Annotated in this window: 25 protein-coding genes and 1 pseudogene; 19 read left to right on the top strand and 7 right to left on the bottom strand. The window is 43.8% G+C overall.

Annotation, left to right across the window (positions count from 1 at the left end):
- The first annotated feature begins 163 nt into the window (after nucleotides 1-163).
- Complete coding sequence (locus HXY43_RS14745; RefSeq protein WP_290884056.1) at nucleotides 164-883, top strand: energy-coupling factor ABC transporter ATP-binding protein; 720 nt, start codon at nucleotides 164-166, stop codon at nucleotides 881-883.
- Nucleotides 884-1279: 396 nt separating this feature from the next.
- On the opposite strand, the gene HXY43_RS14740 is transcribed toward HXY43_RS14745, so the two are convergent.
- Complete coding sequence (locus HXY43_RS14740) at nucleotides 1280-3991, bottom strand: bifunctional serine/threonine-protein kinase/formylglycine-generating enzyme family protein (protein WP_290884054.1); 2712 nt, start codon at nucleotides 3989-3991, stop codon at nucleotides 1280-1282.
- Nucleotides 3992-4110: 119 nt separating this feature from the next.
- Here HXY43_RS14740 and HXY43_RS14735 point away from each other — a divergent pair, with 119 nt between their 5' ends.
- From HXY43_RS14735 to HXY43_RS14710, 6 genes are read left to right on the top strand one after another with little or no spacing between them, the layout of a single operon-like run.
- On the top strand, nucleotides 4111-4236 hold the full coding sequence (locus tag HXY43_RS14735) for a hypothetical protein (RefSeq protein WP_269321001.1): 126 nt from the start codon (nucleotides 4111-4113) through the stop codon (nucleotides 4234-4236).
- Nucleotides 4211-4717, top strand: a complete 507-nt coding sequence (locus tag HXY43_RS14730) for a hypothetical protein (RefSeq protein ID WP_290884051.1) — start codon at nucleotides 4211-4213, stop codon at nucleotides 4715-4717. Before HXY43_RS14735 ends, HXY43_RS14730 begins: the two co-directional genes overlap by 26 nt.
- Nucleotides 4714-4908: a hypothetical protein gene (locus HXY43_RS14725; protein WP_290884049.1), complete on the top strand. Its 195-nt coding sequence runs from the start codon at nucleotides 4714-4716 to the stop codon at nucleotides 4906-4908. Before HXY43_RS14730 ends, HXY43_RS14725 begins: the two co-directional genes overlap by 4 nt.
- The gene (locus tag HXY43_RS14720) at nucleotides 4905-5204 is read left to right on the top strand and encodes a hypothetical protein (protein ID WP_290884047.1); all 300 of its coding nucleotides are present in this window, start codon (nucleotides 4905-4907) and stop codon (nucleotides 5202-5204) included. The genes HXY43_RS14725 and HXY43_RS14720 overlap by 4 nt, the downstream gene beginning before the upstream one ends.
- A 53-nt stretch (nucleotides 5205-5257) precedes the next feature.
- Nucleotides 5258-5584: a hypothetical protein gene (locus tag HXY43_RS14715; protein WP_290884045.1), complete on the top strand. Its 327-nt coding sequence runs from the start codon at nucleotides 5258-5260 to the stop codon at nucleotides 5582-5584.
- A 7-nt stretch (nucleotides 5585-5591) separates the two neighbouring features.
- Nucleotides 5592-6203, top strand: coding sequence for a hypothetical protein (locus HXY43_RS14710; protein WP_290884043.1), 612 nt, complete (start codon nucleotides 5592-5594; stop codon nucleotides 6201-6203).
- Here the strand turns inward: HXY43_RS14710 and HXY43_RS14705 are convergent.
- On the bottom strand, nucleotides 6166-6432 hold the full coding sequence (locus HXY43_RS14705) for a hypothetical protein (protein WP_290884041.1): 267 nt from the start codon (nucleotides 6430-6432) through the stop codon (nucleotides 6166-6168). The two genes, HXY43_RS14710 and HXY43_RS14705, sit on opposite strands and share 38 nt — an antisense overlap.
- Here HXY43_RS14705 and HXY43_RS14700 point away from each other — a divergent pair, their 5' ends adjacent.
- Both HXY43_RS14700 and HXY43_RS14695 read left to right on the top strand, forming a co-directional pair.
- Nucleotides 6433-6879, top strand: a complete 447-nt coding sequence (locus tag HXY43_RS14700) for a DUF4157 domain-containing protein (protein WP_290884039.1) — start codon at nucleotides 6433-6435, stop codon at nucleotides 6877-6879.
- A gap of 98 nt (nucleotides 6880-6977) precedes the next feature.
- Complete coding sequence (locus HXY43_RS14695; RefSeq protein ID WP_290884037.1) at nucleotides 6978-7262, top strand: peptidoglycan-binding domain-containing protein; 285 nt, start codon at nucleotides 6978-6980, stop codon at nucleotides 7260-7262.
- Nucleotides 7263-7656: 394 nt separating this feature from the next.
- Here the strand turns inward: HXY43_RS14695 and HXY43_RS14690 are convergent, their stop codons facing one another.
- Complete coding sequence (locus tag HXY43_RS14690) at nucleotides 7657-9438, bottom strand: N-acetylmuramoyl-L-alanine amidase (protein WP_290884035.1); 1782 nt, start codon at nucleotides 9436-9438, stop codon at nucleotides 7657-7659.
- Nucleotides 9439-9508: 70 nt separating this feature from the next.
- Between HXY43_RS14690 and HXY43_RS14685 the strand changes: the two genes are divergently transcribed.
- From HXY43_RS14685 to HXY43_RS14660, 6 genes are all read left to right on the top strand, one after another.
- Entirely contained in the window at nucleotides 9509-11146 is a 1638-nt protein-coding gene (locus tag HXY43_RS14685; protein ID WP_290884033.1) for a CTP synthase, read from the top strand.
- Nucleotides 11147-11278: 132 nt separating this feature from the next.
- Complete coding sequence (locus HXY43_RS14680) at nucleotides 11279-11707, top strand: hypothetical protein (RefSeq protein ID WP_290884031.1); 429 nt, start codon at nucleotides 11279-11281, stop codon at nucleotides 11705-11707.
- An 841-nt stretch (nucleotides 11708-12548) separates the two neighbouring features.
- The gene (locus HXY43_RS14675; RefSeq protein ID WP_290884029.1) at nucleotides 12549-14312 is read left to right on the top strand and encodes a Rieske 2Fe-2S domain-containing protein; all 1764 of its coding nucleotides are present in this window, start codon (nucleotides 12549-12551) and stop codon (nucleotides 14310-14312) included.
- 243 nt (nucleotides 14313-14555) lie between these two features.
- Nucleotides 14556-14957 (top strand): bacteriorhodopsin, encoded by a 402-nt coding sequence (locus HXY43_RS14670; RefSeq protein ID WP_290884027.1) that lies wholly within the window; start codon nucleotides 14556-14558, stop codon nucleotides 14955-14957.
- 108 nt (nucleotides 14958-15065) lie between these two features.
- The gene (locus HXY43_RS14665; RefSeq protein ID WP_290884025.1) at nucleotides 15066-15308 is read left to right on the top strand and encodes a hypothetical protein; all 243 of its coding nucleotides are present in this window, start codon (nucleotides 15066-15068) and stop codon (nucleotides 15306-15308) included.
- A 213-nt stretch (nucleotides 15309-15521) separates the two neighbouring features.
- Nucleotides 15522-15728, top strand: coding sequence for a beta-Ig-H3/fasciclin (locus HXY43_RS14660; RefSeq protein WP_290884023.1), 207 nt, complete (start codon nucleotides 15522-15524; stop codon nucleotides 15726-15728).
- Between the two features lie 694 nt (nucleotides 15729-16422).
- Here the strand turns inward: HXY43_RS14660 and nifB are convergent.
- Entirely contained in the window at nucleotides 16423-17874 is a 1452-nt protein-coding gene (gene nifB, locus HXY43_RS14655) for a nitrogenase cofactor biosynthesis protein NifB (RefSeq protein WP_290884021.1), read from the bottom strand.
- Here nifB and HXY43_RS14650 point away from each other — a divergent pair.
- The 4 genes and pseudogenes from HXY43_RS14650 (at nucleotide 17874) to HXY43_RS14635 (ending at nucleotide 19762) form a co-directional block, all read left to right on the top strand.
- Nucleotides 17874-18077, top strand: coding sequence for a hypothetical protein (locus tag HXY43_RS14650; protein WP_155960332.1), 204 nt, complete (start codon nucleotides 17874-17876; stop codon nucleotides 18075-18077). The genes nifB and HXY43_RS14650 overlap by 1 nt on opposite strands.
- Nucleotides 18078-18920: 843 nt before the next feature.
- A pseudogene (locus HXY43_RS14645) lies at nucleotides 18921-19073 on the top strand (LLM class flavin-dependent oxidoreductase); the annotation flags it as partial.
- Between the two features lie 99 nt (nucleotides 19074-19172).
- Complete coding sequence (locus HXY43_RS14640; RefSeq protein WP_290884019.1) at nucleotides 19173-19541, top strand: hypothetical protein; 369 nt, start codon at nucleotides 19173-19175, stop codon at nucleotides 19539-19541.
- Nucleotides 19532-19762, top strand: coding sequence for a hypothetical protein (locus HXY43_RS14635; protein ID WP_290884017.1), 231 nt, complete (start codon nucleotides 19532-19534; stop codon nucleotides 19760-19762). The genes HXY43_RS14640 and HXY43_RS14635 overlap by 10 nt, the downstream gene beginning before the upstream one ends.
- Nucleotides 19763-19778: 16 nt before the next feature.
- On the opposite strand, the gene hypB is transcribed toward HXY43_RS14635, so the two are convergent.
- From hypB to hypE, 3 genes are all read right to left on the bottom strand, one after another.
- A complete protein-coding gene (gene hypB / locus HXY43_RS14630) occupies nucleotides 19779-20633 on the bottom strand; it encodes a hydrogenase nickel incorporation protein HypB (protein ID WP_290884015.1) in 855 nt (284 codons plus the stop codon).
- Entirely contained in the window at nucleotides 20624-20965 is a 342-nt protein-coding gene (hypA, locus tag HXY43_RS14625) for a hydrogenase maturation nickel metallochaperone HypA (protein WP_290884013.1), read from the bottom strand. Before hypA ends, hypB begins: the two co-directional genes overlap by 10 nt.
- A gap of 64 nt (nucleotides 20966-21029) precedes the next feature.
- Nucleotides 21030-22133, bottom strand: coding sequence for a hydrogenase expression/formation protein HypE (gene hypE / locus HXY43_RS14620; RefSeq protein ID WP_290884011.1), 1104 nt, complete (start codon nucleotides 22131-22133; stop codon nucleotides 21030-21032).
- Between the last annotated feature and the right edge of the window lie 40 nt (nucleotides 22134-22173).

Here is a 22173-nt window from a genome sequence, read left to right as displayed (position 1 = left end):
CTTGCCCTCGAGCGCAGCGTAGACGACCGCAAGGGCGGCTTCCCGTAGGGTAGGGACACAAAGAGGAAAATAGTCTTCTCTACTAAGATTTGGGTTCGTTTTTTACCCACCTTGACAGGACTACCACTAACTACTAACCACTAACCACCAAAAACCAACCAAAATGCTACAAGCTGTAGTGGTTCAAAACCTAGTTTATGCCTATTCCCAGGGTGAACCAGTTTTACGAGGAATTTCTTTTACCTTAAATGCAGGCGATCGCGTAGCGCTAATGGGGCCAACTGGTTCTGGCAAAAGCACCTTGCTTGAGAACCTAATTGGCTTAAAACAACCTCAAGGCGGGAAAATTTTGATTAATGGCATCCCTTTAGAACCAAAAACCTTACCTCAAGTGCGTCGTCAAATCGGTTTTGGCTTTCAAGATGCCAACGACCAACTTTTTATGCCAACTATACTCGAAGATGTTACCTTCGGCCCGCGTAACTATGGTGTATCACCAGCCATAGCAATTGACAAAGCAAGACATTTGTTAGCTAATTTTGGTTTAGAAGCTTACGTCAACCGTTCTGCCCACGAACTGTCGGGGGGGCAAAGACGCCTTGCTGCCCTTGCTGCAATTTTAGCTTTAGAACCTGATATTTTGATTTTGGATGAGCCGACGAACGGTCTTGATCCGGCATGGCGGCGTCATTTTGCTCAATTGTTGTTACAGTGGCAGGGAAAAGTGATGTTAATTGCCTCCCATGATTTGCATTGGCTAAGCAAAGTGACTCGACGTGCTTTAGTGCTTTCTGGAGGTCGCATTGAAATAGATAGTGAGATTCAACCATTATTGCAAGATGCCGATACTTTGGAAAGATTGGGTTTGCCTGTTGATTGGTAAAATGACACAACGTTGTTGTTCTAACAGAAGCAGCGATTGGTTTGGGCATCTCATCAAGCAATCTGAATCAGCGATCGCTTAAGTTGGATTGTAGGCGATCGCCACTTTGTTAATATTATCAAATCCCTAGTAGTAGGGTGCGTTGTCGCAAGGCGCAACGCACCCTACATGAGAGCGTATAAATTTCTTGTTTTGAATCAAATCAGTGTTTACTCAGCTAATCACTCCCCAAGCTTTACCGTTTGGTTTACCACCGGGCGTGCTTTTCGTCGGTCTGACTTGCGTGTTCCACCAGCCATTTCATACTCATCTAAGCATGGGATATCAAACTGTTCCCTATTCCCTATTCCCTGTTCCCTCTTACAAATGCCAAATTTATAGGTCTAGCGTTGTTTTTTATCTGCTTGCGATCGCAACGCCAACACACACCACCCGAAACCCATCATCGAAGCGCCTGCTGTTTGGGACATTATAGAGGCGGACGGCAGAACGGCAGACCTCCGGATTGCCGTACCACGAACCACCGCGCTGTACACGCAGCCGCCCGTCGTTATTGTTTTCATCTACCCATGCACTGCCGTCTGTGGGCGCTCCTATATAATTCTCATGCCAATGGTCGGCACACCATTCCCACATATTCCCGTGCATATCGTATAATCCAAAGGCGTTAGGCGGAAAACTCCCCACATTTGTTGTTTGTTGGCGATTTTGACCTTTTGGTTCAGCAGCGTAAGTGTAGTTTCCGTTGTAATTAACTAAATTAGTCGTAATAGTTTCGCCAAAGTAAAAGGCAGTAGTAGTTCCTGCACGAACTGCATATTCCCATTCTGCTTCGCTGGGTAATCTATAGGTGTGTCCCGTTTTCTGGCTTAAACGTTTACAAAATTCTACAGCTTCATTCCAAGACACTCTTTCCACAGGCCTTTTTGCCTCTCGGAAATCTGAAGGATTATTACCCATAATTGCCTGATACTGTGCTTGGGTAATTTCATACTTACCTATGAAAAACCCAGGAACTGTTACTTGATGTTGCGGCCCTTCGTCTGGTCTTCTTCCTTGTTCTCTTTTCGGTGAACCCATCAGAAATTTACCACCTGGTATCTGTACCATCTCCAAGGTGACACCATTCCCCAAGTCTTCTACAAAATAATTTGCTTGGTGATTTTGACGGTTGGTGATCTTTCCCAATACATCAACACTAACAGTTTCAAAATAAAAGGTTTGTAGGGTTTGTTCCTTGACGGTTGCATTTGTTGGGGAAGATGTTGGAGTATTACTGGTGGGGGTTGGTGAAGTAGGTTGTTCTCGCGAAGTTTGATTAGAAGTATTAGAAAAAATTCTTTGACCTACTACTGTTGCAGCAAAACCAGCAGCTATCAACCCAGTAGTTTGAATAACTCTACGCCGTGACCAGGCAGTTGGTGATGGTGGCGAAGATGGGGTTTTTGACAGGTTAGTGTGATTTTGGCTACCAGGCTCCTTCAACAATTGCAACCATTCCTGCATTGATTGCGGACGGTTGTTTGCCTTTAACTCCATTCCTTTGAGAATCGCCTCATTCACTCTGTTGCTAATACTGGGATTAATCTGCTGTGGTGGCTCTAATACTTCCGTACCATTAGCCCTGAGTGGAGCAGGTGGAGGCAGTCTTTTTGTTAACAGAAAATACAACGTTGCTGCCAAAGCATAAACATCAGTATAAGCACCCCGTTTCGCTACTGATAAATACTGCTCAATCGGTGCAAAGCGATCGGATAAGTTTGCCGTGTGCAGTTGTGTTAAATCATGCGTAAATTCCCGTGCAATGCCAAAATCAATTAATACAGCTTCCGGCTGATTAGCACGTATGATTATATTTGCTGGCTTGACATCTCGATGCAACAAGCCTTGTTTGTGAACCACTGTTAAGGCTTCTCCAATTTGCTGGATGTAGCCTATTGCCTCAGCTTCTGGCAAAATACTACGATTGGCAACTATATCTGCAAGATTTTTCCCTTGAATGTATTCCATCACGAGACACCACAACTGCCCTTGTTGGAATACATCGTTAACCCGCACTATATGAGGGTGACTGCATTTGGCTAGCCGTAGTGCCTCTCTGACAAAATCTTCCTGGAATTTGGCAAAGTCAGGTCGGCATTGCACTGTTTCATTCAAAGTTTTGATGACAACTTGTTCCCCTCTATCGCTCCTAGCTAAATAGGTGACGCCAAAACCACCTTGAGCGAGCATTCTGATGATAATATATTTACCACTCTGGAGTTGATACCCCGGCAACCAAACTGTTAAAACCTGTATGGGAGTTAGCATTTCCAACCATTCCTGCATGGTCTGGGGTCGGTCTTGGGGTTCAAGTTCCATCCCCTTGAGAATTGCTGCCTGCAAGCGATCGCTGATACTTGAGACGTGTTGCTGCGGTGGAATGAGTGGAGTATTGTATAGTTTGCGGTCAAGGGATGTTGCCGGGCGTTGACCTGTAACTGCATAGTATAAAGAAGCAGCTAGAGAGTAAACATCGACGCTAGGCTTGCGACCACCTCCTATTTGCTCGTAAGGGGCAAAGGCGACATTGGCAAAAAACTTTGAACTTACTGTGATGGGGACAGTTTCGCCAGCAATGCCAAAATCAATTAAAACTGCTCTACCATCTTGCTGCACCATGATGTTACCAGGATGAGCATCGCGATGTACTAACCCTGCTTGGTGTACTACCTTCAAAGCTTCGCCAATTTGATTTATGTAGTTGACTGCTTCTTGTGGAGATAACGCTCCCCGTCGCTGCACTAAATTAAACAAACTCTCGCCTTGAACAAAATCCATCACTAGGCAATATGTACCGCCTTCATCAAACAAATCCCTGACACGCACTATATTAGGATGTTGAGTTTCACAAAGCTTTTCTAATCGCTGCCCTTCTTCAAGAAATCGCTTTACATATTTAGGGTATTCTGGGTCATGTCGCAGACTTTCATTGGGCGTTTTAATCACTACTAAATTATTTAAGTACCTATGCCGTGCTTTATAAGTAACCCCAAAGCCTCCTTGTCCCAGGACTTGTTCGATAATATACTTATCGCCCTGCAACTTATATCCTACTGCCCAAACCATTAATTTTTGACTTTGAGAGGATAAATCTTATTATAAAACTTGTTGCAGGTGATAATCTCACTGACATTATTCTCAAGTATTAATAGTGTTCGTTTAACAATCGTACAGGTTTTCATTCATTGGACGTTAGTTTCTACGAACTACTCACCGGACAATTGCCGTTTCCTACCACCGATGTTTTGGAATTGGTGCGCAATATTCCTTACAGTGCGATCGCCAATGCTTTTGCAGAATGGCGTTGCTGAATCAAGATATGAATTGTCATTCTGTAATGATGTAAATGCCACACAGCCTACTTTGGCGCTGGCTCAACAACTGTGGGATGAGCCAGAAAAGGTGCTGGCGATCGCAGACCCCGCTCACTCATTATGGCGTTACGGATTGGTGACAATTTTCCTCGGCATTCGCGAACGCAAAGATCTAGCCGACATTTCCTTAAGTCTGCTGCTGTCAATAGTTGATGTACCAAACTTATCGTATGGCGATCGCATTAATTGCTGGAAGCAAGCACTCTCGCAATTTTATTTATATCGCCCCTCCTATCATCCAGATATTACCAATGGCACGAAAAAATTTGCGATCGCCACCTCAGATTTGAGCGATATGAACCTCAAGCTTGAGGGTAGTGTAGCTGGTTCAACGGCGGACTGGTGGGACGGGGCGAATTTAAGGATAACAAAGTTAGGATTACTGGCAATTTGTCGGCGATCGCCTCCTCTGGCTTGAGTAGCTTCTATCTGGAAGCGATTGAGTATGATGAAAGTTTAGGGTATTGGAAAGTAACCTATGGTGCCATAGTGACGCTGAATGGCAACGAACTGCAACTACCTAATGCGCCGATTTTCGGTGCAATTCCTGCGGCTGGCAACTCGGTAAGCAAGGTCACGGTGATTTTGATTCTATCCAAAAGGCAGTGAATCACTTGCCTGCTGCTGGCGGTCAAATTTGCGTTTTGCCCGGAGTCTACACCGAGAATATACTGATAAAAGCTAAGCAAAATATTACTATCAGAGGCTGTGGCGATCGCAGCCACATCACCTCTGCAACTCCCAACCCTGTAATCCACATCGCAGCTTCTCAAAATATCCACATCGAGTCCTTAGCCATTACCGCCGATGATACGGGTATTGGTATCCTAATTGACAACAACTTCACCGAGCCAGTTCCGATTGCAAATATCAGCGCCCCTAGACAGCGACCCTCACGCCATTGAAACCCACGTAGGCGAGTTAATCACTATCCGCGACTGCCGCATTCAAATGAAAGATGTTACCAGTTCCTGGCCTGGAATATTTTTCGTGGGTGAGGATTCGTTTGCCAGAACCAGCTATTCAACGTCAGATGGAAACTGAGGAGGAAGAAGAGGAAGAAGAGGAGATGATTCAGACGAAGGCGATCGCGCCTCTCACCCATCAAACAGGAGTCTCTGAAACGCCGTCGATTGTGGATGAAGTATTGCGATCGCCCGGATCTCCTCTAGATTCCCAGACCAGGCTGTTCATGGAATCCCGCTTGGGGAAAGATTTCAGCAAGGTTTACCTGGCAAACTCGACGAACTATTCAACAAGGCATTTCGGTAAACCTCAAGAGTAATCAAACTATGCGATCGCTTGCAATCAAACAAGATTCCCACAGAAAAAGGGAAACTACCAAATCCGTCCCCCTGCTGCGAATGCCCGATCAACATAGATCTTCAGCCAGTATGGCATTGCAGCGCCAATCCAGTTGTGCCTGTGGCGGCGGTTGTCCTCGTTGCCAAGAATCTTCTCTGATTCAAACCAAACTCAAGATCGACCAACCGGGCGATCGCATTGCCGACCAAATTATGCAGATACCAGAACCCCGTATTCAACGAAGGGACTTCTTCAACACATTTTCTACAATCGGACAAACTAATTATCGTTTTGATACCTTCACAATTACAGAAAGAGATTTATCCGATGCAGAGATTATTGCTCGTCTCAAAGCATTGCCCAGAAATGAACTCATTAAGTATCGCGATCGCGTAGCCGATGTAGCGGTCAAAGCGTATATTAACAATCTGCTTGCCAACCAGACAAGCTTAGAAATTGCCCTAGGCATTACCCTAGGTTCACCTCCATTTGTTTATAATATTGGCGCTCTAACCGTAACTATAAAGCCAGATACAACAGACTCAACACTAACAGCTGCTGCTAAAACAAAATACCCTTGGCACCAAACAACCCACTAACAATTCCACTAGGCAGAAATTCGTCAAGGCAAAATCTGCACCGACTCTGCGATCGCACAATTCCTCCCCCCTTTCGACAGGGATACCACTGCTGCAACGCCAATGTGCCTGCGGTGGAGGTTGTCCGCGTTGTAAGGAAGAACTGGGAATTCAAACCAAGCTCAGGATCGGCGAACCGGGGGATAAGTATGAGCAGGAAGCCGATCGCATTGCTGATGAAGTTATGCAAATGCCAGAACCAGCACTTCAACGGCAGGTTGAACCTGAGGAAGAAGAGGAAGAAGAGGAGACGATTCAGACGAAAGCGATCGCCAATCCAGTTACCCCTTCAAGCCAAAATCAAGAATCTTCTCAAGTACCGCCCATCGTCCACGAAGTCCTCTACTCTCCCGGTTATTCCCTCGACCCCGAAACCCGTTCCTTCATGGAATCCCGCTTTGGACATGACTTCAGTTCGGTACGGGTACATACAGATGCCAAAGCAGCAGAATCGGCACATGCAATCGTCTTTGGAACCGGACAATATGCGCCAGGAACGCCCACAGGACAGAGGCTATTGGCGCACGAATTAACGCACGTAGTGCAACAGAGCCACCAACCCACGACAAAGCCATACGAATTCGCCAGTGCTCCGATGTTAAGTTTTCAATACCAGACTCTATTATCCAGATTGTAAGGGGAGAAAATAATTTTATTTAGCATCAAAACTACAGTTGTAACTAGGTTACAAACTGAATGTTCTTACTTTCAAACAAAGTCATAGAGGTGCAGACTATGCCACAACAAATTGAAGCTAGAGGTGACGCTGCTGCTGCTCCCACTGAAACGAGACTTTTACAGGATCTACCAACTCTAGCTATAGGTCAAATAAGTGAAGGAGTAAGATTTCTACAACAGATTTTGATTCTCCGTTATGGATACAACATACCTTTTGATGCTAATTTTGGTTCTCAAACTCAACAAGCAGTCAAAGACTTTCAAAGGAAACATAATCTAGTTGTAGATGGGATTGTCGGTATTAACACTTGGCGTGCTTTAGGCGCGAATATTGGCCGTTAATTGTGTCGTTTTAGATACTTTGCGCGGGTTGTGTTGCAAATGATGTACTGAATGAATCAGGCGATCGCTAATTTCAATTCCAGAGTCTAAATTTGCTTTGATGGCAGTCGCGATGAAAAAACCTCACCCCCCAGGGGTGTCCGGTGGTAGGACGGGGTGAGGTTACTTTCAAGTCAGACGCCCATGCGATTTCATCACACACCAAACGGATGAAAATAAATCTCTCCTTTCCCCCTTAACCTTTCACGCCAGTCGCTACAACCCAACGGCAGGTGCTACCTGCGGAAGCCGCTGCGCGTCTACAAGTCGGCGAAGCGCAAGGGCGCACTGCCTCGGGAACCTCCAAGGGCGCTTACGCTCCCCTTTCCCCTATTTTCAAGATAGAAAAGATGATTTATTGAACCTTCTTGAACCACTCTACAATTCCGTCTGCGATCGCCCTTGCTAATTTCTTTTGTTCCTTCTCATTCGTCACCCACTCAAATTCATCTGGGTTAATCATAAAACCCAACTCCAGCAGTACTGATGGCGCACTCGCCGGACGTGTCAGTGCCAGGTTATTCCAAAACACCCCATAAGAAGGTCGTTTGAGCTTTTTCACTAAAGAGTTATGCATAAATACAGCTAGGCTGTGTGCTTGGGGATGATACCAAAACGTTCCCACTCCTTTGGTATTTTCAGCATCACCATCATCGGGGAGGGAGTTGTAATGGATGGAAATGGCAATGGCGGGTTGTTCTTTATCAATGATTGCTTGGCGTTCGGGAAGCGACACGTCTTTATCCTCTTCTCGCGTCATCACTACTGTCGCGCCTCGCTTGTTCAACTCGTCCCGCACTAATTTAGATACCTTCAAGTTGACATCTTTTTCTAAATATCCAGTCGGGCCTCTAGCACCAGATTCTTTACCGCCATGTCCCGGATCGAGAAGGATTTTGATGTCAGTTAACGGTTTTTGTTTGCTACGCGGAAGTACGGGTGGTTTACGCAAACTCAAAACCAAGCTTGTACCGTTGTATTTCAGCTGATATCCCCACTGTTGGTCTTTTTTGAGGTTAAAGGTGTATTGCACTTGCTCTGGTGTCACCTGCTGCCAATCTAGGCGAGAAATCAAGGGGTTATCATCCAAACGAATAATATCTGTTTGGGCGGTGGTATTGTAGAGAGTGACAGTGAAAGTGCTATTGCTTTGTTGTACACTCACCGGAACAGGAACTTGCAGAGGAAAAACCATCTCTATCGCGTTAGGAAGTGGGCGATAACCAACACTGCGAATGATTGAGCGTGGAGGAATTGCCCCTGGTATAATAGTTGTTTCTTTACTATTAATCCAACCGCCGTAGTCCAAGCGCAACCATTCTCCTTCCCTAGCTGTGACTGCTGCGCACGTACCTTTGGGTAGGGGCGTCAGTCGAGAATAATCTGTGCTGGGGCCAGTGCGGGCAACACCAGCATCGGCTGTTACTTCCACAACTTGCAGTTTTGCAGGTGAGAGGATGGTGATTTTTCCCTGTCCTTCTTGAGTTATTGTTTTGTCATTGAGCGTAAGTTGAAACTGAGGTTTACCCAAATCCACTTCTTGAGTATCGTCCGCAGTAGTGCAACCCTCGTACTTGCTAGCACTATGATGAGCAGTAGGCTGGTTTCGTCCTGTCAGCGCTGCCAAATTACCTGGCAGTTGTGCTTGCTGGGGTTGGGGCGAAAGAGGAATTGTTTGATTGCCCAACTTCACAGATACACTGGCGTAGGGAGGGGCGATCGCACTAAAACAAATCAGTTCTCCTGGGAGTCTGGCAATATCAACTGTTGGAGTCAGGGAATCTTTGGCAAAGGCTAATCCCTGCGGTAGTTCAGGTTCGCTGGCAAGCCTTTTCACCTGAATTTGAACTGCTTGATTTTGGTAGTTGACAGTAAAATTATTTTCTCCCAACTGCAAAGGTATACTAGGGGCAAAATGACCAGACTTACTGCGGGTAATTAGCTTACCATTGATTAAAACCTGTCCGGTTGGTGGGGCTGTGCCAATGAAAAAAATTTGATCGGCGGTGGTTTGGTGATTTGGGGGGGGATAAACAACCTTGAGAGATTGTTCTTGTGCCACAACTACTACGGAGGAAGCGACTAGAAAACCTAATAATATTAAAATTCCTAAAAGTGTTTTCACGCCAAAATTCATTAAGATTCACAACAATTACTGTGTCAGAATGACGGGGTGTATTCGGAGAAGTTACTAAAAATTACAAATTATGACTAAGTTTGTATTTGTTACCGGTGGTGTAGTTTCCAGTATCGGCAAAGGCATTGTAGCAGCAAGTCTAGGACGTTTGCTTAAATCCCGAAATTATTCTGTGTCAATTCTCAAACTCGATCCTTATATTAATGTTGATCCAGGAACAATGAGTCCGTTTCAGCATGGTGAAGTATTTGTTACCCAGGATGGTGCTGAGACGGACTTAGACTTGGGGCATTACGAGCGCTTTACTGATACCTCAATGTCCCGTCTCAACAGTGTTACTACTGGCTCGATCTACCAAGCAGTAATTAATCGAGAGCGGCGTGGCGATTATAATGGCGGCACAGTACAGGTGATTCCCCACATTACCAATGAAATTAAAGACAGAATTGCCAGAGTTGCCAAAGATACTAATCCTGACGTGGTAATTACAGAAATTGGCGGTACGGTGGGAGATATAGAATCACTACCGTTTTTGGAAGCAATTCGCCAATTCCGCAAGGATGTGGGACGGCAAAACGTGTTGTACTTGCACGTAACTTTGATACCGTGGATTGCTTCGGCAGGTGAGATGAAAACTAAGCCGACGCAGCATTCTGTCAAAGAACTGCGTTCGATTGGCATTCAACCAGATATTTTAGTGTGTCGGTGCGATCGCCACCTACCAACCGGATTAAGACAGAAATTGTCTGAGTTTTGCGATGTGCCTGTGGGATGTGTAATTCCTGCGATTGATGCCAAGAGCATTTATGAAGTACCGCTGATTTTAGAACGGGAAGGACTGGCACAGCAAACGCTAGAGTTGCTGAATATGGAGCAACGCCAACCGAATTTGAATCAGTGGCAAACTTTAGTGGAAAGGCTGTATAGCCCCAAACATCGTGTAGAAATTGCTATTGTCGGTAAATACGTACAATTAAGTGATGCCTACCTTTCTGTAGTGGAAGCGTTGCGCCATGCGGCGATTGCAATGAGTAGCGAACTACACCTGCGTTGGGTGGACTCGGAAAAATTGGAAGTTGAGGGTATTGAAAATCACTTGGATGGTGTCGATGGCGTAGTCGTACCGGGAGGTTTTGGTATTCGCGGTGTAGATGGCAAAATTGAAGCCATTAAATACGCTCGCATTCAGCAAACACCCTTCCTTGGTTTGTGCTTGGGAATGCAATGCTCAGTAATTGAATGGGCAAGAAACGTTGCGGGATTTACGGATGCTAATAGTGCCGAATTTGAACCTCATACAGAAAATCCAGTGATTAACCTGTTACCAGAACAGCAGGATGTAGTAGATTTGGGTGGCACAATGCGTTTGGGTTTATATCCTTGCCGCCTTCTGCCTAATACTCTGGCATTCCGTCTTTATCAAGAAGAAGTGATTTACGAACGGCATCGCCATCGCTATGAATTTAATAACACTTACCGCAACTTGTTTTTAGAGTCTGGCTATGTAATTAGCGGTACATCCCCCGATGGACGCTTAGTGGAAATGATTGAATTGTCTGAGCATCCTTTCTTTCTTGCTTGCCAATTCCATCCCGAATTCCAATCCCGTCCCAGCGCCCCCCATCCTTTATTTCAAGGATTTATAGAGGCTGCGATCGCTCATTCTCAATCTGCCTCTGACAGACATACACCAGTGCCAGTATCCTAGATTTTTTCACATGCGATCGCCATATTCCAGAGAAATCACGCAAAACGTTCAGGTAGTTAAAGCACTATACTCTCCTAAGAGAGTGCTGTACAGTAATATGCTCCTGATAAATATGGGACGTGAGGATATTTTGTGTCGTACTGGGTGAAAATCAGTTACGAGAGGAAAGAATATGTTGTGAATTTTGAGCGTGTAAGTGCCTTTTGTTATGAGCAGAACGGTAGGGTAACGTTTTGGTTACCCGATTGTGCCATCCCAATTATCGTTAATCCTCAAAGTAACCAACAAGACTACCAAAAAATTCTGGAGTATATAAAAAATGTTACAGAAGCTGGATTAGAAAATAACTACTGGGTAAAAATATATTACGAGAGAAATGAATACGTAATTAATCTCAACTGCATCAGTTCCTTTTGTTTTGAACCGCCGAATGGCAGGATAACTTTTTGGTTGCCAGACGGCATTATTCCCATCATTATCAATCCAGTAAGTAACCCAGAGTCCTATGAGAAAGTTGTGAACCACATTAAAAAGACAACGGGTTATTATTTATCTGAATAAAAAAGGGTGGAACTGGAATCAAAGTCCCCCTTTTTAAGCAGGGCTGTTTCATTCTAAAAAGGAAAAATCTAAATTCCTCCAACCTCTTAAACTCTTTGTGTTCTTTGCGTCCTTTGTGGTTCGTTAACATAAATATCCCTAGGTGGGAAGGGACTAATTAATTTTTCTGGTGTTTGTATGAAACCACCCTGCTTTTTAAGGGGGATTTAGGGGGATCTAAAACTTTTTGCTACCGATAAGAGGACTTTTAAAACATCCTCTAAGCGTAAGCAAACATTGTAACCAAAGCTAACATCACTAACAACCCACTAACCCAAAGTATTAAAGCTCCCCAACTAACGGAATCTTGTTGTATTTTTTGCCACAAATTAGTGTCGGAATTATTATTGCGGATTGCCATATTTATCCCTCCGATTTTATTGCGCTTCACCAGACACGCAATTTTCTAAGTTAATCTCAGAAAAAGATATTAAGAGCAATCATTTGCTCATTTCTAAAGACTAACTCATCAATATCTAAAGAACTAAATGCATCAACTGCCAATGTCGGCGTTTTTACACGTTTTGTTGCTTAAAAAATTTACCAAAGTTATTTTTTGATAGTATTTTTTATTCTCCTATAGAAAAGCGATCGCGCGATCAAAATTGTGAAGATTCTTAATGTATTGGTTAGTGGTTAGTGGTTAGTAGTTAGTGGTTAGTAATTGATTGTTTACTACTTACTCCCCCCTCCCCCACTCTCCCTATTCCCTGTTATTTATTGATACGAACTCCCTCCAGTCCAAATCCCAGTAGCTAGAGTGAAAGAAAGGACTTGCCATCTTCCAAGGAGGAGGTGCAACATGGCTCAAGCTTTGGAAGCAACCACTAATACTCAACATTATGTGCGCGTTGCTCAAGTTACCGACGTAAAAGCTGCTGGTTGTCAAGTTATTTACACTGAAGGACAGGCGATCGCTCTTTTCAGCCAGGGTGAAAAAATTTATGCGATTGATAACCGTTGCCCCCATATGGGCTTTCCTTTACACCGAGGCACGGTCAAAGACTGTATTTTGACTTGTCACTGGCATCATGCCCGTTTTGACCTTGCTAGTGGCGGTACTTTTGATGCTTGGGCCGATGATGTACGTGCTTTCCCTGTAGAGATTCGCGATGGCGAGGTGTGGGTGGATCTGGCACCTCATGCAGATCCGCAGACTCATCAGCACCAGCGTCTCCAAGATGGTTTAGAACAGGGTATCTCCTTAGTCATTGCTAAGTCGGTGATTGCGCTGTTGGATGCAGGTGTCGAACCAACAGACCCATTCCGCATCGGGCTTGATTTTGGGGTACGTTACCGGAAAGCAGGCTGGGGAGCGGGTTTGACTATGCACACTTGTATGATGAATCTATTGCCCTACCTTGACCCGGAAGACCGACCCCGCGCCCTTTATCACGGTCTTGCGGCTGTGGCGCGTGATTGTACAGGTCAACCACCACGTTTTGAAGTTCACCCACTGCCCACATCTACACCAGACATAGACACCTTGAAAAGATGGTTTCGCCAATTTATTGAAGTGCGAGATGCAGAAGGTGCAGAACGGTGTTTGGTGTCAGCAGTGCGTGGAGGTGCCGATCAAAAACAAATTGCCGAGATGTTGTTTACCGCTGCAACAGATCATCGCTACATTGATGTTGGTCATGCGATCGATTTTACCAATAAAGCCCTGGAAGCTCTTGATGCTACGGGTTGGCAGAATGCAGAATCAGTTCTGACGAGCTTAGTTGCTGAATATGCCAGCGCTGAACGTATGGAAGAGTCAAATTCCTGGCGTTATCCGATAGATTTGGTTGCAATTTTGGATCGTGCTTTTGCGGAGTTGCCAGCAGCGTTAGAGTTAGGACGAAATCGGCGAGGAACGTGGTCTGGTCGTGAGAAATTAGTATTAATACTATTAGGTGAGGATGCCCAAGCGATCGCAGATTCTCTGTTAGAAGCACTGCGATCTGGTTGCAGTGAGGAAGAATTAGCAGGTGTTGTTGCTTATGCAGCAGCGTTGCGAATTGCTCGCTTCCACACCAACAACGACTTTGGGGATTGGGATACGGCACATCATTCTTTTACTTTTGCCAATGCCGTTCATCAAGGATTGCGGCGAGTTGCTTCTCAGTCATTATTGCGGGGAGTCTTCGACGCAGCCATGAGCGTGTATCTCAACCGCTTTTTGAATGTGCCACCAGCACGTTTACCAGAAGCAAATCAGACCGTAGACAACCCAGAAACTTTGCTGGATGAACTCCCAGAATTGCTGAATCGGCAGCAACAGGTGAATGAAGCAGGTGCATTAGTCGCCCGTTACCTGTACAGTGGTGGAAATCCTGACCGACTTTTAGCAGTAGTGGGTAAATTGCTATTGCGAGAAGACCGTAGCTTTCATGTTATTCAAGAAATCGAAGCCGCAGTTCGCCAGTATAATTTGCTGTGCGACACAACAGCAGGAATACAGGTATTGATTGCAGCAGTGCGGTATTTGGCAGCCCATGCACCAACCATGCGATCGCAAGGACAAACTTATCAAATGGCTGAGCGATTGCATCGCGGCGATCGCTTATTTGAAGATTCCTAGCTCCTAAAGAAAGCCAAGCTTAGAAATTGGTGTAAAATCGCCCCTCTATCCGGCAATTTGGCAACTACTGCTTTTTAGGGGAGAGTATCATGTAATACTGTCAACTATAGTTTTGATAGCCCAGCAACTGCTGGCGCTTTTTTTTGGGAATTTTGACACTTCAATGGCACACTAACAGCATTTGGCTGGATTGTTTGGGCGTTTTCACACAGATAGTACTTCCCTCACCCCGCCTCTCCCAAATTGGGAGAGGGGAGTGTCGTTGCTTTTTTAGTCATTTTGGGAGGAATTTGGGGGCCGTTGCGTGCCAAGGCTAGCAGTCAAGACTCAGCTCTCAGTAGTTTCTATAACAGAATTGCTACCTATTTCACAGTGCTGTGGATTTGCTATCCAATTGTGTGGATTCTCGGCCCTTCAGGTTTTAGAGTTTTCGATCAAACTGTGGATACGTTTCTGTTCTGCCTCATTCCTTTCTTCTCCAAAGTGGGATTTAGCTTCTTAGATTTACATGGCTTACGCAATCTTAGTAGTCCTGATACGCAAACTCGCGTTGATGAGAGTGTAGGTGGTGTGATGCGGATGCTAGGATTCGCAACCGTTGTGGCAAAACCAAGGCGATCGCAGTTAAGAAGAACGCGATATTAATCAGGAGGTACTGATGTCGGTTGATATACTAATCGTGGGAGCTGAACCGACAGGCTTACTATAGCTGCACAAGAGGAAAAATTTCGCGATCGCATAGAGGTGCATATCGTGCTGTTGAATTCCCTAATACCAGAGGAGTTAGAGTGGTTCAAATCAATACTACTTGACCCTCAAGGCAAGTGTCATCATCGCTACAGTGCCACAGGCGAGTGCCTTTATCTGATTCGCCCAGATGGCTATATCGGTTATCGTACCCAGCCTGCTGATGTCTCCAAGCTTTGGGCATATCTGCAAAAAATCAATCTCTTTGAGAGTGTAGATGAAATGCATTCCGTATCTTTGAGCAGATAAGTAACAACAGCGATCGCACCTACCTGCGATTTTCTATTTCTTGGATTTGTTTGGTATGGAATTTTGAGGGTGTAATTGGAGAAGTTTCAACTATGGATGGATGTAAAGCATTTTGAAATCACTCAGGATAAAGCAATTCTTGAAACAGCTTCTTTGCTCATCCTCCAGAAGTCATTGCCTTGTTTGTCACTTTGATTTTCATTCATAGGAGTTATGAACACAAAAAAATTGATTTTTCTAGCTTCAGCAGTTGGACTGAACATACTTATAGCAGCCTGTGAACCTGCTGCGGAAACCCCAACAACTGCACCACCAGCAACTACTCCAACACCAGCAGTTCCACCTGCTGAGACTCCGCCAGCAACCACTCCAACACCAACAGATCCACAATATGAGACACCACCAGCAACCACTCCCTAACACATCTTTTTTCTTCGACAACAGAGTGTAAACTAGCCCTTGGGCGTGGGCAAGAATTGAAACCATTTTTCTTGCTTTTCTATATGCTTTTCACGCCCTTTTTTCTCATATTTCTGCGATGAAGTGCAAATCCCGCTACTGTTTCAAGTTAACGATCGCCCTTTCTTCGGAAAATTACTGAATATATGTTTTTATCATAGTTATATAAATTACTTTTTAATACTTGAATATGTTTTCGTTTTGGGAGTCACTTTATTTACGTTCCTATTTGTGTATTAGTAGTTTATCCTGAGAGGTGCAAGATATAAGTATCCCCTTAATATCTCTGCGTTTACCGAATCGTGGTTGGGCATTGTCTATATGGGCTTGCAGTAAATGCGATCGCATTTGTGGTGTGAGCAGAACTATTCCATCGCTACAGTGCCAATACAGTCTCGACTTTGGAGTGGAGAACTATTACCAAGCCTGCGATGTGATTTCCCTTCTTATATCAAGTTCGGATAATTACTTATTATTAAAATCTCTCCGCGTCTGGTGCGTCAGCCTCATTCATCCCATTATTCAGCAACGCCTGGTAAGCCATTACTATTCTCCATAGAGGGCAGATTGAGGCTTAGGTAATGGATGATGGTTAGTAGTTAGTGGATAGTGGTTACTGGTTAACTACTAACTAATAACTACTAACTACTAACGACTAACTACTAACTTTTTCCTGCAAGTATTGCTGGTAATACTCCAAAGCAACCTTGTCAATTACGTCGTAAGTTTCAACGGTTTGTATGCCAGCTGCGTGCAATTTTTCTTTGGGACAATCACCAATTTTGGCAACAAATACCGCTTTACAATCTGCGATCGCTTCGATGATATTTTCGAGAGTCGCTGTTTCGCCGTAACCACCTTGACAGTAGTGGTCTATTTTGCGATGACCGATAAAGCGCACTTCTTTGCCATCGACTTCGTAAACCTGGAATTCTTTCGCATGACCGAAGTGCTGGTTGACCAAGCCGCCGCCTTTGGTTGCGACTGCAACTAAAATTTTCGGGCGGTTTTGTAGAGACGTTGTATGCAAAGTCTCTACAGCTTCCTTGGCTGCTTTGAGTTCTTCTCTAAACTTTTCAATACCTGCATGAACTTCTTGACGTTTGCTAAGGTCATACTCTGGAGCCATTTCCAAGAATTTATCTTTAGTAAATTCTTGACTGCGGTCTTCTCCTAATAATCCTACTGCATCGGCACGACACTGGCGACAGTGGCGCATCATTTTCATGTTACCAGCACATTTGTCTTGTACTGCTTTCAGTTCTCTGGGAGTGGGGCCACGCTGTCCAGTTAAGCCGAAGTGAGTGCCGTGTTCCGGTGCCGAAATCAGCGGCATAATGTTGTGAAGGAATGCACCTTTAGAGCGAATGACTTTATTCACCTCTACCAGGTGTTCATCATTAATTCCCGGAATCATCACGGAGTTGACTTTGCAGAGAATATCGGCTTCCTTGAGGGCTTGTAATCCTTCCATCTGCTTTTCGTGCAGAATTTTTACCCCTTCGATACCTCTGTAACGCTTGCGCTTGTAGTGAACCCAAGGATAAATCTTGGCTCCGATTTCTGGGTCCACCATGTTAATGGTGATAGTAACGTGATCTATGTTTAGCTGTTTAATGCGATCGATATATTCGGGAAGCATTAAACCATTGGTTGATAAACAAAGTTTGATATCGGGTGCTTTCTCTGCTATCAACTCAAAGGTGCGGAAAGTCTTATCTGGGTTTGCTAGGGGATCGCCAGGGCCTGCAATTCCCAAAACTGTCATTTGAGGAATTTTGCCTGCAATTACCAAAACTTTATGTGCTGCTTCTTCCGGTGTGAGCAATTCACTAACTACTCCTGGGCGGCTTTCGTTAGCACAATCGTATTTGCGATTGCAGTAGTTGCATTGGATGTTGCAAGCAGGGGCAACTGCAACGTGCATCCTGGCATAGTGATGGTGTGCTTCTTCGCTGTAGCAGGGATGCTTGGCAATGCGTTCTTGAAGTTTTTCATCCATTTCCACGGTGGTGCTGCTGCTGCATCCGCCGCAACCACCGGATTTCGCTTGAATGGTGGGTTCCGTAATTGAGGAAGTAATAAGTCCTGTAGACGGTGGAGTCATTGAATTTCGCAAAAATCGATGGACTGGCAGCCACTGTGGGAGATGGAAGTCCTGACACCGAGACACGGGGACACAAAGACGCGGGGAAAATATCAAAACAGTTCACCGCGTCACCGCGTCTTACTGTCTCCGCGTCAGCCTGCTCCAAAAAACCGCAACTAGGCATCGTTGAAGCCAGGAATGGAAGCCGCGTCTGTTTTTAGCGTTGCCTACCGGGGTTCGGGGTAGGCTATTAACCCAATTTTCTTGGCTGGTGTGTGTCATGCACAAGATGTGGGTGGATTTTGCGCTGACAGCCGCGACTTCGTTCACAGGGGCATGGTGCTATCTCATCCCTCCACTCACTTATCGCTCCTTGATTGGTGCGTCAAGTGATTGGCGATATATGTTTTATATCAGCCGATAGTAAGGGGGCTGACAATGCATCTGGATAAGATTTATTAGATTTATTAAGTTTGTACTCAAAATTTTAAACCCAGACTCGCAGGGCTTTATGAAGAATTAAAAAATCTTTTTGGGTAGGGGTACTAGTATTTTGAGGTGGAAGTACAAGTATTTATGGAGAAGGGTACAAGTCTTTTTGTACTCAACCCAAACTCAGTCATAGCAAGCATTTCCAGGTCAATTGGACTTTTTTTAGTCCTGCTTTAAGTTGCACTCACAGGCTCATTTCAAACAGCCTAAAGCACTAATTTTGGTAGGGTTTTAGATTTAGAAATCTGGAGTAGCTTACAGAAAGCTACTCCAGAAAGTTGCGAAATTCAATTCTGTATCCAACATATCACTTTTTTTTTGATAAAAAATGCGATTTAATTTTTTTTAATTATTGGAGAGGAAATAAAGGTCTGAGGTTTGAATAAGCCTGACTCTGAGTGAGTTATGGAAACTCTGGAGGCTTAAAAATGAGAATAACTTGCAAAACATCGTAGAAGATAGTTCTTGCTTAACTTCAGTGCCTGTCACCTCAGAAGCATTTATTTATGTGGCTAATGATACGCATCATGGTGAGGCGGCTAGCATAAAAAATTACTTTTCAAACATCCTCTATTGGTGACGTAGCAACTTGTCGCGACAAAATCAAAAGATTTCAGGATGAATTAAATCTGGACGCACTGGCGCTAAAACCCTCAGCTTTTGATTTGCAAAAAAACCTAGAAAGTTTGACACGCTACAATCAAGAAGTGCAGAATTATGTCTGAAAATAGTTAGTAGTTAGTGGTTAGTAGTTGATAGTAAAAAATTAACTACTAACTACTATCTACTAACCACTAACAAATATTAAAGAAAGGGCTATTATCATGAAAAAACCCTTCTTGCATCCAGATGATATGCCACCGAACCAGGTGACGCCACAAGATAGAATGCTGCATCTGGAACTAGAACAGTCGATTGGTGCGTGCTTTTTTCAAGCGTGCGATCGCATTACCCAAGTGTTATTGTCGAATTGTCAGTGGTATCTCACCACAGATGGTAGCAGTCTGAAATTAGTAATTGACTGTCCGGACATAGTAACTTACTGGCATATCGTCAACAATATTCTGCAAATAGGGAATAAGCTAGAAAAATTTAGCAGTGACACTAAAATTCGCGTTCATCCTCCATTTGGTAAGGGGATGCCGTTTGAAATTAGTGTCAATGAAATTTCGGCTTATCGAGATTGGCTTTAATAGTCGATTCTTTCTTAGCGACAAAATATCAGCAACTGGATGTTGATTACCAAGCGCGATCGCTTAAGTTAGGTTTTAGGCGATCGCTTTTTGTAAGGGATTACCAAGAAATAAATTATCCCTTCTTGTGGAGTGGGCGTCTCGCCCGCCCTTGGTTATGGGCGGACAGAATGTCCACCCCACAAGAAAAATTGTATGTTTTTTTATTTGGAAGTCCCTAAGTGTAATATTTGAGTTTTAAATTATTGACAAATTTGCTACCTTTTGTGTTAACCATTCATACCAATTTTCTAACCCAGTTCCAGTCAATGCTGAAACTTGAAAAATCTGAATGTGAGGATTGACCTGCTGAGCATATTCTATACACTTTTCTACGTCAAACTGTACATAAGGCAGCAAATCAATTTTAGTGAGAATCATAATCTCACTAGCACGGAACATATGGGGATATTTGATCGGCTTATCTTCTCCTTCGGTAACAGAGAGAATCACTACTTTTAGATTTTCTCCTAAATCAAATAAAGCTGGACAAACCAGATTACCAACATTCTCAATCATCACCACTGAATCTAGCGGCGGATTCAGTTTTTGCAATCCTCTTTCTATCATTGTTGCATCAAGATGACAGCCTGTACCTGTGTTGATTTGTACAACCTTACAGCCTGTCGCTTGAATTTTTTTTGCATCATTAATAGTTTCTTGATCGCCTTCAATGACACTGATAGTTAATTGATCCTTTAAATCATTGATGGTACGAGTTAAGAGGGTGGTTTTCCCTGCACCTGGAGAACTCATGAGATTTAATGCCAGGATATTTCGACCTTTAAACCATCCGCGATTTTGGGCTGCTATCAGGTTATTTTTTGCTAGGATATCCTGTTCTAAAGATATAGTTGTGCTATGTATTTTGGCGTGAATTTGTGATGCTTCGTCGTGGATATGATCGTGAGTGTGAGAGTGGGTAATGACAGTGCCATCTGGTAGGGTGTGAGTGTGAGGACTATTACCGTTGGAATTAATTGTCACTGCTTCACCCGTCTCCGGATTAGCAATTTTCGCATTATCATCAGAACAACCGCAGGTTACACACATACTTCCTCTATTTCTATTTCTTTAATTTTTAATTCTTCACCAGCTATTAAATCTATTTCTACGCTGCCACAATTACACATCCCAAAGGGCTGTTCTAGAAGAATTTCTGCACCACACTGGCGACATCTTCCCAAACCAGGAGTTTCTAAAATTTCTAATTTTGCCCCTTCTAAAACTGTACCTTGAGAACAGATATCAAAACAAAATCGGATGGCGTCAGGCATGATGGCTGAAAGTTTGCCTATTTCTAATAATACTCGTTGGACTTTGGAACCGCGAGCATGTTCGGATACGATTGCAACAATATTTTGCGTGATGCCAAGTTCGTGCATGTTTAATGAACCACAGAGGCGCAGAGAACACAGAGGAGAATAAGTGAGAATTTTTAGATAAAAACTAACAAATTCGTGGCAGTTGGTCGCCAACAAGCATATCAACAATGCGTTCAGCACCAAAAATAGTTTTTAACAAAACAACACCTGCTGGTGAGGAAATAACTTCACCGATAATACAAGCATCTTTTCCGTCTGGGTGAGATTTCATTGCTGATAAGACAGTATCAGCGTGTTCGCGTCCTACAACCACGACTAATTTACCTTCATTTGCCAAATACAAGGGATCTAAACCTAATATTTCGCAAACGCCTTTTACTTCTTCTCTGATTGGGATAGATAATTCATCAAGGCGGATTGCTACATCAGAACTGAGGGCAAATTCATTTAATACTGTGGCTAAACCGCCGCGTGTAGCATCTCGCATAGCATGAACTTCGGGACACACATCAAGGATAGTTTCTACTAAACTATGTAACGGCTGACAATCACTTTCAATATTAGATTCTAATGCTAATTCGCCACGGGCAATTAAAATTGCTGTGCCATGATTGCCCAATTCACCATTAATAATTACTACATCTCCAGCTTGAATATTGTGGGCAGAAATAGAAACACCTGCACGAATTACACCGATACCCGCTGTATTAATAAACAATTTATCGGCTGCACCGCGATGCACGACTTTTGTGTCACCAGTGACAATTTGTATGCCTGCTTTATTCGCAGCAGATTTCATGCTGATAGCGACACGTCGCAATGTTTCTATTGGTAATCCTTCTTCTAAAATGACGCTACAGGTAAGATATAATGGTCTAGCACCACTCACTGCTAAATCATTGATAGTGCCATTAACAGCTAATTCTCCTATATTACCGCCAGGAAAAAATAAAGGGTCTACAACATAGGAATCAGTGGTAAAAGCAAGTCTATCTCCCTGTTCAAGGAGACTTGTTAAATTAAAAGTTGCTTGGTCTTCTAATTGTGAAAGAATCGGATTATCAAAATTACTGACAAAAATATCATCGATTAAATCGCGCATCGCTTTACCGCCACTACCATGCGCAAGAGTGATGTTAGTATCGTGTACTTTGCCCCGACGACGGCGGATTTTTTCGATATTTTGAAAGAGAGTATTTTGGGAGGAATTAGCAGAGTAAATTTTCATATTTAAATTGTAATTCAGCTTAATCAGGTGCGTTAGCTAA

This window comes from Fischerella sp., assembly GCF_013388695.1.
In the GTDB taxonomy this organism is placed as follows: domain Bacteria; phylum Cyanobacteriota; class Cyanobacteriia; order Cyanobacteriales; family Nostocaceae; genus PCC9605.
This window is presented reverse-complemented; position numbering and strand designations above follow the sequence as displayed.